Source organism: Arthrobacter sp. 35/47, assembly GCF_000520475.1.
Lineage (GTDB): Bacteria > Actinomycetota > Actinomycetes > Actinomycetales > Micrococcaceae > Arthrobacter_D > Arthrobacter_D subterraneus.
Map to the genome: position 1 here is coordinate 16279 of NZ_KI914618.1, position 11413 is coordinate 27691.

Annotated in this window: 8 protein-coding genes; 3 read left to right on the plus strand and 5 right to left on the minus strand. The window is 67.2% G+C overall.

What is annotated here, in order from left to right; translation table 11 throughout:
• Window positions 1-11 precede the first annotated feature (11 nt).
• The 4 genes from X803_RS0114945 to X803_RS0114960 all read right to left on the minus strand — a co-directional run bounded on the left by X803_RS0114945 (window position 12) and on the right by X803_RS0114960 (window position 7169).
• Window positions 12-992 carry a GNAT family N-acetyltransferase gene (locus X803_RS0114945; protein WP_051470798.1) on the minus strand — a complete coding sequence of 327 codons (981 nt, stop codon included), beginning with the start codon at window positions 990-992 and terminating at the stop codon, window positions 12-14.
• Entirely contained in the window at window positions 979-4473 is a 3495-nt protein-coding gene (cydD, locus tag X803_RS0114950; protein ID WP_051470799.1) for a thiol reductant ABC exporter subunit CydD, read from the minus strand. Before cydD ends, X803_RS0114945 begins: the two co-directional genes overlap by 14 nt.
• Window positions 4470-5492, minus strand: a complete 1023-nt coding sequence (gene cydB / locus X803_RS0114955) for a cytochrome d ubiquinol oxidase subunit II (RefSeq protein ID WP_026545761.1) — start codon at window positions 5490-5492, stop codon at window positions 4470-4472. Before cydB ends, cydD begins: the two co-directional genes overlap by 4 nt.
• Window positions 5493-5594: 102 nt before the next feature.
• The gene (locus tag X803_RS0114960) at window positions 5595-7169 is read right to left on the minus strand and encodes a cytochrome ubiquinol oxidase subunit I (protein WP_026545762.1); all 1575 of its coding nucleotides are present in this window, start codon (window positions 7167-7169) and stop codon (window positions 5595-5597) included.
• Window positions 7170-7379: 210 nt separating this feature from the next.
• Between X803_RS0114960 and X803_RS0114965 the strand changes: the two genes are divergently transcribed.
• Window positions 7380-7751 (plus strand): BlaI/MecI/CopY family transcriptional regulator, encoded by a 372-nt coding sequence (locus tag X803_RS0114965; protein ID WP_026545763.1) that lies wholly within the window; start codon window positions 7380-7382, stop codon window positions 7749-7751.
• Window positions 7752-7757: 6 nt separating this feature from the next.
• Window positions 7758-8726, plus strand: coding sequence for a M56 family metallopeptidase (locus X803_RS0114970; RefSeq protein ID WP_026545764.1), 969 nt, complete (start codon window positions 7758-7760; stop codon window positions 8724-8726).
• A 45-nt stretch (window positions 8727-8771) separates the two neighbouring features.
• Here X803_RS0114970 and X803_RS0114975 read toward each other — a convergent pair whose 3' ends face one another.
• Entirely contained in the window at window positions 8772-10868 is a 2097-nt protein-coding gene (locus X803_RS0114975; protein ID WP_026545765.1) for a DNA gyrase/topoisomerase IV subunit B, read from the minus strand.
• Between the two features lie 237 nt (window positions 10869-11105).
• Here X803_RS0114975 and X803_RS0114980 point away from each other — a divergent pair, with 237 nt between their 5' ends.
• Entirely contained in the window at window positions 11106-11330 is a 225-nt protein-coding gene (locus X803_RS0114980; protein WP_026545766.1) for a DUF7455 domain-containing protein, read from the plus strand.
• Window positions 11331-11413 lie beyond the last annotated feature (83 nt).

An 11413-nucleotide genomic window follows, 5' to 3' on the forward strand; every position in this document is an offset into this window, starting at 1 on the left:
TCCCGGCGGCTTCAGAGACTGCGCTCGAACGCCATCGAGCGGCGGGTAGGGGTGTAGCCCAGGCGTTCGTACAGTCCGAGGGCGCCGGACGGGTTCTCGGTGTCCACGCCGAGCCCGGCATTCTCCATGCCGTCGGCCTTGAATCTGCGCATCGCTTCGGCGAGGAGTGCCGGCGCAAGCCGCCGACCGCGCCAGGCGCGCCTGACCCCCAGCAGATCGGTATAGCCTTCGCTGTGTCCCACCAGGTCCCTGGACTCCGGGTCGTAGCTGGCGATCTGGTAGGCGGCGACCTCACCCGATGAGGAATCGATCACCGCGAGGCTCCAGTCCGGCCGGAACTCGGGGTGGGTCACCGTGTAGTACCAGCTTTCCTCGTCGCGGGGTTCGCTTCCCCAGTGGTCCTGGAAGGCTTCATTGTGGGCCAGGCGCACGGCTTCCGAGAGATCGTCGCTGAAGGTGGCGATTTCGAATTCCGGATCCAGCTCCACTTCGGGGATGTCAGCGGCCAGGCCCCTGGTCATCTCCGTGAACCAGCGCACGATGGTGTTACCGGCAGCCGTCATGAGCGCCTGATGGCCGGTGTTGCTTTCCTCGACGTAGGTGCGGACCACACCTCCCGTGATCCCCGCGTCAGCGAACCGCCTGCGGGTCCGCTCGATCTGCCACTCAAGGACGGCGCGGCCTATTCCACGGCGGCGCCATGCAGGGTCAACCCCGCCGAAGGCGTGCGCAAGGCTGGACCCTGCATTGGCACTGATCCGACCGAAGGCGCGCGGTATTCCAGCGGTGTCGAAACCCATCACCGTGTCCAGCGCCGGATTGTTCTTGGACGCGTGCAGCACTTCCTCGAGATCGGCGCGCTGCTCGATCCAGTCCGGCTTGTCCTCCCCGGCCATGCGGCGCAGCAGGGCCTCCCAGCCGTCGATGTCCGCGTCCGTGATCGCCCGCCAGCTCAGCTGCTGGTCGGCTGGTGTCAGCTCAGGAGTAGGCATGCTCCCAGCGTAGGTGATTGCCCTGGCCACCGGCGGAAAGCTCGACGCCGGTGTCACAGCGCAGTGCCTCCGCCCGGTCATGCGTGACAAGCAGTACGGGGCGTTCGCCCAGGCCGGCACGCAGGTCCCGCAGGAGCCCGGCGGCGCCGTCGGAATCGAGGTGCGCTGTGGGTTCATCGAGGATCAGGGCCGGCGCCGGTGTAAGCAGTGCGCGGGCCACCGCAAGACGCTGCCGCTCACCGCCCGACAGCCTGCTCCCACCGGCTCCGATCCTGGCCTCCAGGCCCCCGCCGCGCCGCCGCACCGTGTCCGCCAGCCCGACGGCCTCCAGGACGCGCCAGAGGTCGTCTTCGGTCGCCGGTTGATCGGCGCAGGCGAGGAGCAGGTTCGCCCGCACTGTCGAATCGAACAGGTAGCCATCCTGCGGGCACCAGGCGGGCCGGACCGGAACGTGCGCCGGTCCGTGAGCCTCGGCCGCGGCCAGGAACCTGCCCCGGCTGAGCGGCAGGAAGCCGAGCAGTGCTCCGATCAGCGTGGATTTGCCGCTCCCCGAAGGGCCCGTCAGCGCCGTCCAGGAACCTTTGCGGATCTCGAGTGTCACACCCTGGACCACGTCGACGCCGGGCTCGTAGCCGACTGCGGCATCGACCAGGGCCAGCGCCGGCGCCCCGGCTTCGCACACCGTTTCCGCTTCAGGGAAACGGTCGACCGGCCGTTGCGCGGAAGTGTCTTCCAGGTGCTCGTCGAGCCGCCCCGCAACTGCTCCGAAGGGCGCCCACTGCTGGACGGCGGACACGCCGAGCCCCAGCGGCTCGATGAGCGCAAGCTGCATCAGGACGACGACGGCCACCACCTCGGCGGACTGCCCGCCCGCACCGGTGAGGATCGCGATCGCGGCGGTGGTGCAGCCGAGGATGACGAGCGCCTGTCCGATGCCGGCGGCCCACGAGGTGCGCCGCAGACCGCGGGCTGCGCGGTGTTCCAGCTGCGCCAGGCGGTCCAGTGCCCTGTGGGACAGCCCGTTCACGCTGACGTCACGCGCAGCCCGCAGCAGGCCGGTGGTTTCCGCGAGGGAGGCCGCCCGCAGCGCGATTCCCGCCGCTCCCGCCCTGCGTTCTGCGAGCAGCGCGGCGGCCGGTGCGGCCAGTAACCCCACCAGGGTCCCGAAGAGCTGCCAGCCGAGAGCTGACGGCAGGAGCAGCGCCGTCGTGACCAGTGAGGCAATGCCGGTGAAGACGGCAGTGAGCGGAGGGAAGACTGCCCGCGCAGCCGTGTCCCGCAACTCGTCGATATCACCCACGAGGCGTTCGATGCCGCCTGAACCACGGGAGAGAGAACGCCAGGACTCCGCCCTGCCGAGCAGCGTCTGCCACAGCCGGACCCGGATGCTGTCGGCGCTCTGAAGGATACTGTCGTGCAGCCAGAGCCTCTCGCAGTAGCGCAGCAACGACCGGCCGATGCCGAAGAAGCGCACTCCAACAATGGCGGCGAGCAGGTAGAGGATGGGCGGCTGCTCGGACGCGCGGACGATCAGCCAGCCCGAGAGCGCTGTGAGTGCGACGGCGAAGGCGGAGGAGCCCGTCCCGAACGCCAGGGCCGCCAGGAACCGCGGCGACCAGGGACGCACCAGGGCAAGCGCACGTAGGGCCGTCCGCAGACCGGTGCCGAGATTCCCGCCGCCGGGCTGGAGCCTGCTGTTCGCGCCGGACCGCTGGGGCAAGGCCCGCGCGTCGGCCGGCTCAGGACGCTCCCGTTGCCCGTCCTCTTCCAAGCGGGCGGGCGGACAGAGCGCTGCCTCGCCCGCGTTGCTGCCGGATACGCCCACCCGATGGGTGTGCTCTACAGACCCAGCCGCCCGGACCGGATTTCCCAGGTCAATGGTGGTGTCGGCGAGCGCGGCTGTTGCCTCATCGTGCGCGATGAGGAGCACGGTCACGGTCCCGCGCAGCCGTCGAACAGTGTCCCGGATGGTGTCCGAGGTGGCCTCGTCGACGTGGGCTGTCGGCTCATCGAGCAGGAGGGTTCCGCCGTCCGGCCCCAGGCGCAGCAGTGCGCGCGCAAGCGCGAGGCGTCGCAGCTCGCCGGGGCTGAGTTCCCCCGTGGACCTGCCGAGCAGCTGCGGGCCGCCTACCGCTACCAGCGCCGCGGCGAGGGACTCTTCACGGGGTTCGGCGCCGGGCACGCGAGCGGCATAGAAGGCGAGTTCCTCACGGACAGTGCCCATCAGCGGCTCCGGGTGCTGGGGCACCCACGCGAGCCGTCCGGGAAGCGGCTGGACTGTCCCTTCCACCTGCAGCCCGGGCTGCCGCACTCCCGCGAGCAGGCCCATGAGCGTGGACTTCCCCGAGCCGCTGGGGCCGCGCAGGGCGGTAACTGACCCGGGGGCCAGTGTGAAGCTGAGACCACTCACCAGGGGCGCCTCCGTGCTGTCGAACCGGAGGGTGAGGTTCTGCGCACCGGCGGGACCGCCGTCGTACTGTGTGCGGGCGGCTTCTGTCCCGCCCAAGGTAGGTACCCTTGTCCAGCCGGCGGCGGGCGCATCGATGATCGTCCGGACGCTGCGCCCTACCGCAAGGCCGTCGTCGCTTGCGTGGTGCGCAGCGCCGAGATCCCGCAGGGGCAGGTAGCACTCGGGCGCGAGGATGAGGGCGAGCAACCCGACCTCGAGCCCCACCTCACCATGGATGAGGCGCACCCCGACGAACACGGCGACGACGGCGACCGAGATGGTGCTGATGAGCTCCAGAGCCAGCGAGGACAGGAACGCGACCCGCAGGGTTTCCATCGTCCGCCGCGAATAGCCGGCGCCGATGTCCTGGAGCGCACGGGTCTGGGCGCTGGCACGGCCCAGCCCCACCAGCGCCGGCAGCCCCCGGGCCAGTTCCAGCAGGTGGTCGGAGAGCCGGTCCAGCGACGCTCGGGCCTCGGCTGTCCGGTCCTGGGTATGCCAGCCGATGAGCACCATGAAGACCGGGATCAGTGGGATGGTGAGGACAATGACGACGGCGCTCACCCAGTCAGCGGCCAGGATCCGCGCCCCGACGAGGGGCGGAACCACCGCGCACGTGATCAGAGCCGGCAGGTACTGGGTGTGGTACTTGTCGAGCCCGTCCAGGCCGCGTGTGAGCAGCACACTGAGCGCACCGGTCCCGTATGTGGCGCCCGGCGGGCCGCCGTCGGCGAGTACGCGCTCCAGAGCTTCGCGGCGCAGCCGTTCCTTCACCCCGTGCGCCAGGCGCTGGGCAGTGCCCTGCTGCGCCCAGGCGGCGACAGCGCGGAGCATTGCCCCTGCGAGCCCCAGCCAGAGGAGGTCCGTACCCGGCACAACACCGGCGGCGAGCGCTGCGATGCCCCGGGCAAGGGCTTCCGCGACCAGGACCAGGCCGGCTGCCTTGGCCGCGGCAAGAATACCCAGGATGTAGATGGGCGCGGCCGGAACAGCGGTGCCGGCAGGGCCCCTGGCCAGGAACCGCTCGATCACAGCGGGATTACCGAGTGGGCGTCCGGGATGCTCTGCTCGGTGACCCGTTTCCGGAAGACCCAGTACGTCCACCCCTGGTAGGCGAGCACCAGCGGAACGCCGAGCGCGGCGACGATGCTCATCAGGCCGAGGGTGTACGGCGAGCTGGAAGCGTTCACCACGGTGAGGTTGAACGCCTCGCTGATCGTTGAAGGCAGCACCACCGGATACACGGAACCGAAGATGCAGGCCAGCGACGACGCGAGCGCCACGCCCAGCCAGAGAAAACCCCACCCGTCACGGGAGGACCGCTCGGCGAACCACGAGGCTGCGGCAGCCGCCACCGCGAGGAGAAGGGCGAGCCCGGTCCACACCGTTCCACCGGCAACGTAGATCTTCGCCGCCCAGAAGAGCAGCGGCACCAGCGCGAACGGCAGCAGCCTCACCAGCAGGCGCCGCGCCCGCTCCCGGATGGGACCGTCAGTCTTGAGGACCAGGAACGCCAGCGCGTGGGCGAGGCAGAAGAGGACGACGGCGGCCGCGCCGAGCAGCGCGTCGAACGTCAGCCACGCAAACGGCCCGCCCACCCGGTCCCCGTTTTCGTTGAGCGGCAGGCCGGTGGTGGTCAGGGCGAGCGCTGCGCCGATCCCGGCCGCGGAGGTGAATGAGCCGAGGAAGATCGCCCGGTCCCAATGCCCGCGCCAGCGCTCGCTGTTCATCTTCCCGCGGTACTCAAAAGCAACGGCACGGAAGATGAGGGCCAGCAATACAAAGACGAACGGCAGGTAAAGCGTGGAGAGCAGCGAGGCGTACCAGAGCGGGAAAGCCGCGAGGGTTGCCCCTACGGCGGTGACCAGCCATACCTCGTTGCCGTCCCAGACCGGTCCCACGGTGTTGAGGAGCACCCTCCGCTCGCGGTCGGTCCGGGCGAACAGTTTCATCAGCATGCCCACGCCGAGGTCGAAGCCCTCAAGGAAGAGATAGCCCGTCCACAGCACGGCGATCAGGATGAACCAGAGGGTGGGAAGCATGTCGGTCATGCGCGGGGTTCCTTTCCGCGGGACGGGAGCCGATTCGGCAGGTGACCAGGTGAGGGCTCGGCAGATGGGGACCCACCAGCCAAAGGCTCAGTAGGCAAAGGCTCAGTAGGCGAAGGCGAGGACATCGTCGTCGTCCTTTCCGTGCGGGCCACCGTCGTCGTCGTGCTTCTCGGCCAGCTCCGGCATGGCGGAGGCAACCCCGCCCCGCACGTAGATGACCAGCAGCTTCACTTCGACAACCAGCAGCACCGCGTAGACCGTTGTGAGCGCGATCAGCGAAAAGACGAGTTCCGCCAGGGAAACCCCCGGTGACACTGCCGCCGCCGTGAACATGAATACCCCGTCGATGCCGCTGGGATCCGGATTTGGAGCGACGACGAACGGTTGGCGCCCCATCTCCGTGAAGATCCAGCCGGCCGAGTTGGCTCCGAACGGCGCCAGGATCCCGAAGACGGCCAAACGCATCAGCCAGCGCGATTCGGGGACCGTCCCCTTCCGCAGGATCCACAGGGCCACCAGTGCGGCGAAGGCCGCCAGCCCGCCGAACCCGATCATGATCCGGAAGCCCCAGTAGGTGACCTCCATGACCGGCAGGTAGTCGATGGTCATGCCGGCGCGCTCGCCGTAGATGGGGTCATCGGGCAGGGTCTTGCCGTACTTCTCCTCGTACTCCGGCAGGAGGGTGTTGACACCCTTGACCTCGGTGGTGAAATCGCCGTTGGCCAGGAAGGACAGCAGGCCCGGCACCTCGAAGACCGCGACAATGTCATCGCAGTCCTGCGAGCCGAGGTTGCCGACCGAGAGGACCGAGAAACCCGTGCCGTCGTGGCAGGCCGCTTCCGCTGCCGCCATCTTCATGGGCTGCTGTTCGAACATCAACTTTGCCTGCAGATCCCCGGAAACCGCGGTTCCGGCGAAGGAGACAAGCGCGACGACGGCGCCGATGCGTGCCGAGCGCAGCCAGACGCGGTGGTCGATAACTCCGCGCGAACGGGTGGAGTCTCCGCCGATGATCACCGCGCCGTCGTCGTCGACCGTGTCCAGGCCGTCCCGGCGCCGCTTCCAGAGGTGGTACCAGGCGATGCCGAGAAGGAAACCGCCCGCTACGGCGAGGGCGCCGAACACCGTGTGGGTGAAGGCAACCAGCGCGGTGTTATTGGTGAAAACCGCCCAGGCGTCCACCATCCGGGCACGTCCGTCCACAAGTTCCACGCCGACCGGGTGCTGCATCCAGGAGTTCGCAACGATGATGAAGTAGGCGGAGAACACGGAGGCCAGGACCGCCGCCCAGAGGGAGCCGAGGTGGAGGATGCGGGGCAGCCGCTGCCACCCGAAGATCCACAGGCCCAGGAAGGTGGATTCGACGAAGAAGGCCAACAGCGCCTCCATGGCCAGCGGTGCCCCGAAGACGTCCCCGACAAACCGGCTGTATTCGCTCCAGGCAAGCCCGAACTGGAATTCCTGCACCAAACCGGTAGCCACGCCCATGATGAAGTTGATGAGGAACAGCTTCCCCCAGAACTTCGTCATGCGCAGGTAGTGTTCCTGGCCGGTCCGGAACCACAGGGTCTGCATCACGGCGACGAGAAGACCCAGTCCGATCGTCAGTGGAACCATCAGGAAGTGGTAGACGGTGGTGATGCCGAACTGCCACCGGGCAATCTCGAGTGCTTCCACGGGTCCTCTATTCATCCGGAACAGGGCTACAGCAAGTTTTCTACAGGCTGTAGAAAGATTTCTTCTACACATCGTAGAACAACTTTTCCCCCCACTTCTACATGGCGTAGAACCTTGCGCGAAAAAGTTGTAGATTAGGAGTTGCCGGTACCGGGATTGCATCGCAATACACCCGTCGGCCGGCATCGGGAACTCAACAAAGGAATAAGAATGGCCACGCTCGGTGAACTCGAACGCACAGTGATGGACCTGCTGTGGGGCACCCAGGAGGCCATGACCGCCAATGCTCTTCGTGATGCTCTGGCCCTTGCGCCGGAGGGGACCACGGAGGGCAAGGAACTCGCGGTCACCACTGTGCTGACCGTACTGTCCCGGCTGGAGAAAAAAGGGTTGGTGGAGCGTGAACGGGACACCCGCCCTCACCGCTACCGCGCGGTGACCAGCCGCGAAGACCACACCGCTGAACTCATGCATGAGGTACTGGTGACGGCCCCTGACCGTGAGGCAGTGCTCGCCCGGTTCATCGGCAGTGTTTCCGAGAGCGAGGCCCGCACCCTCCGACGGCTCCTGGGCAGCAGCTAGCCTCCCATGTTCTGGGCCTCCCACTTCCTGGCCGCGCTTGCCGTGGTCCTGGCGTGGCCTGCGCCGATCGCGCTGTCACGGGCCCAGTGGCCTTCACGCTCGCCGTTCACAGCGATGATCCTGTGGCAGGCCATCGCGCTGGCCGGCGGTCTCTCGATGATCGGCGCCATGCTGGTCTGGGGCCTGGAACCTCTCGGAGACAATCTCCTTCAGGCGCTGCGCGGGCTGTGGGACGTGATGGTGAACAACCGGCCGGCGGACACCCTGGGCCTGGTCCACGTCTTTGCCCTCAGTGCGGCGAGCCTGCTGACCGCGCATCTTGTCTTCACGCTGCTCATCACCTATGCCCGGATCAGGGCTCAAAGGCGCCGGCACCGCAATCTGCTGAACCTGCTGAGCTCACCGTCACGCACCAGCCCCTCCACTCTCGTGATCAAGCACCCGTCACCCGTTGCCTACTGCCTTCCGGGAGGGGCGCGCTCGGTGACGGTCCTCTCGGACGGCCTGATGGGCCTGCTCTCGGACGAGGAACTGCGGGCAGTGCTCCTGCATGAACGGGCCCACCTGAGCCAGCGGCATCACCTGCTGTTGTGGGCATTCGCGGCATGGCGTGCCGCACTCCCCTGGCTCCCGACGTCGCGGCTGGCCCAGCGCGCGGTCAACGAACTCATCGAGATGCTGGCCGATGATGTGGCGGTCAAACAGGTGGACCATGAAACCCTGGTCGGCGCCATCGCCGTGGTCGCTACCGGGCGGCACGGTCCGGGTACCGAGACGCCGGAGCCGTCCGACACCGGAATGGACCCCGAATCCGACCCCGAGGAAGGCTCCCTCCCGACTGTTCACCGGCTGCGCCGCCTGCTGCAGCCACAGCAGCCGCTCTCCCCCGTCCAGCAGTTCGCGGCGCTGGGAACCTCGGCCCTGCTGCTCACCGTTCCGACAGCGCTGCTGATAGCCCCCGGCTTGCTCGGCTGATTCCTTCGGGCTTCCTTGGGGCCGCCGCTGCAGGAGCTTTCCCGGTTAGGCGTCGATCCGCTCGCGGTCAAGGGACGCTGCTCCAGCAACAATGAAGTCCTTCCGCGGAGCGACATCACTGCCCATCAGCAGGTCAAAGACCCGCTCCGCCGCTTCGGCCTCCTGGATTCGGACCCTGCGCAACGTGCGGTGGCGGGGATCCATGGTGGTTTCCGCCAGCTGTCCCGCGTCCATCTCCCCCAGCCCCTTGTAGCGCTGGATGGGCTCCTTGTAGCGTTTGCCCTCCCGTTCGAGGGTGGCAAGCAGCCGATGCAGCTCCTGGTCGGAGTAGGTATAGACGGTCTCGTTGGCCTTGCTGCCTGCGTTGAGGATTTCAACCCGGTGCAGCGGCGGGACAGCGGCGAAGACCCGGCCGGCATCCACGAGCGGGCGCATGTACCTGAAGAACAACGTGAGCAGCAGGGTGCGGATGTGCGCACCGTCTACATCGGCGTCAGTCATGAGGATGACCTTGCCGTAGCGGGCAGCATCCAACTGGAAGCTGCGGCCCGAGCCGGCACCGACCACCTGGATCAGTGCGGCGCACTCGGCATTGGAGAGCATGTCACCGACCGAGGCCTTCTGCACGTTCAGGATTTTCCCGCGGATGGGAAGCAGCGCCTGGTAATCGGAGGAGCGGGCCAGTTTGGCTGTTCCCAGCGCGCTGTCACCCTCGACGATGAAAAGCTCGGAGCGGTCGGAGTCGTCAATGCGGCAGTCGGCCAGCTTCGTGGGCATGGAGGAGGTCTCCAGCGCGTTCTTCCGGCGCTGGGTCTCCTTGTGCACCCGGGCGGACACGCGGGACTTCATTTCGGCGACGACCTTTTCAAGGAGGAGAGCCGCCTGGGCCTTGTCTCCGCGCGCCGGGGAACTCAGCCGGGCCTGGATCTGCGTTTCGACCACTTTCGCCACGATCGCCCGTACCGCCGAGGTTCCAAGGATTTCCTTCGTCTGGCCTTCGAACTGCGGCTCAGCCAGGCGTACGGTAAGGACAGCGGTGAGGCCGGCGAAGACATCGTCCTTCTCCAGCTTGTCGTTACCCGCCTTGAGCTTGCGCGCGTTGGATTCGACTGCTTTACGGAAGGTTTTCAGCAGTGCCTGCTCGAAGCCCGTCTGGTGGGTTCCGCCCTTGGGCGTGGCGATGATATTGACGAAGCTCTTGACCGTTGTGTCATAGCCGATGCCCCAGCGGAGCGCGATGTCCACCTCGCAGTCACGCTCGATCTCCGTGATCCGGCTGTGGCCCTGCTCGTCGAGAACGGGCACGGATTCCTTGAACCGGCCGGAACCCTGCAGGCGCCACACGTCGGTGACCCCGTGATCAATGGCGAGGAATTCAGCGAACTCGGAAATGCCGCCGTCGTGCTGGAAGACTTCCTCGACCACCCCGTCGGTGCCGGGCAGGGCGCGTTCGTCCCGCAGCGTCAGGCGCAGTCCGGGCACGAGGAATGATGTCTGGCGCGCACGGGCCTGCAGTTCCTCGTAGGAGAACTTGGCGTCGGGGGTGAAGATCTGGCGGTCCGCCCAGTACCGGATCCTGGTCCCGGTCACTCCCCGTTTGGCAGAGCCCACCACTTCGAGGCGGGAGCTGTCTACAAACGGGGCGAATTTTGCTGTCGGTGAGGGCTTGCTTCCGTCCGCGAAGCGCCCCGGCTCGCCCCTTCGGAAGGACATCTGGTACGTCTTGCCTCCCCGGTCCACCTGCACGTCGAGCCGGGCGGAGAGCGCGTTGACCACACTCGCGCCGACACCGTGGAGGCCGCCCGAGGCGGTGTAGGAGCCGCCACCGAACTTTCCGCCGGCGTGCAGCTTGGTGAAGACCACCTCGACTCCGCTGAGCCCTGTCTTGGGTTCCGCGTCCACCGGTATTCCACGGCCGTCGTCGTGCACCTCAACCGAGCCGTCAGCGTGGAGGATGACGGTGATGTTCTGGCCGTGCCCGGCGAGCGCCTCGTCGACGGAGTTATCGATGATTTCCCACAGGCAGTGCATCAGCCCGCGTGAGTCGGTGGATCCGATGTACATTCCGGGGCGCTTGCGTACCGCCTCAAGTCCCTCGAGTACGGAAAGATGGCGGGCTGTGTATTCAGAGCTGGGGGCCACTTCCTTGGAAACTCCTTGGGATTGCGGTCTGTCTCAGGCGGAACTGCGGCCGGGGGCGGCGCGCCTCACCAAGCATATTCCCTTGTGCGCGCTAAGAACCGCAGGCGTGCCGGGCTCTCCGGATGATCTTCAGCCCTGCCCGCGGACGTACGCGCTCAGCGAAAGCACACCCAGCCTGCGAAGAAACGGCGACGAATAGTGGTTATATGAACTACAGGAACCACTAAGGAGGCATCCATGACCACAGCTACAGCAACCCGTGAGCTGACCGCGCTGCACCGTTGTGACCGGTGCGGAGCCCAGGCGTATGTGCGCGCAGTCCTTCAGTCCTCCGGTGGTGAGCTTCTCTTCTGCGGGCACCACGCCCGTTCCGTCGAGAGCACTCTCCGGCCGCAGACTTCAGAGTGGCAGGATGAGACTTCCAGGCTGACCGAGAAGGCGCAGAGCGTCGTAGAAGCGTAGTCGCCCGGTTCGCCCCCCGGGCAGCGCAGCGCAGAGCCGGCCTCCTCACCCGAGGCCCGATAGACAGGAAGAACCCCCTCCGC

Bases quoted from the DNA above. Each gene is read 5' to 3' on its own strand.
- X803_RS0114945 (WP_051470798.1), bottom strand. From the start codon at position 992: ATGCCTACTCCTGAGCTGACACCAGCCGACCAGCAGCTGAGCTGGCGG.
- cydB (WP_026545761.1), bottom strand. From the start codon at position 5,492: ATGACCGACATGCTTCCCACCCTCTGGTTCATCCTGATCGCCGTGCTG.
- X803_RS0114965 (WP_026545763.1), top strand. From the start codon at position 7,380: ATGGCCACGCTCGGTGAACTCGAACGCACAGTGATGGACCTGCTGTGG.
- X803_RS0114970 (WP_026545764.1), top strand. From the start codon at position 7,758: ATGTTCTGGGCCTCCCACTTCCTGGCCGCGCTTGCCGTGGTCCTGGCG.
- X803_RS0114980 (WP_026545766.1), top strand. From the start codon at position 11,106: ATGACCACAGCTACAGCAACCCGTGAGCTGACCGCGCTGCACCGTTGT.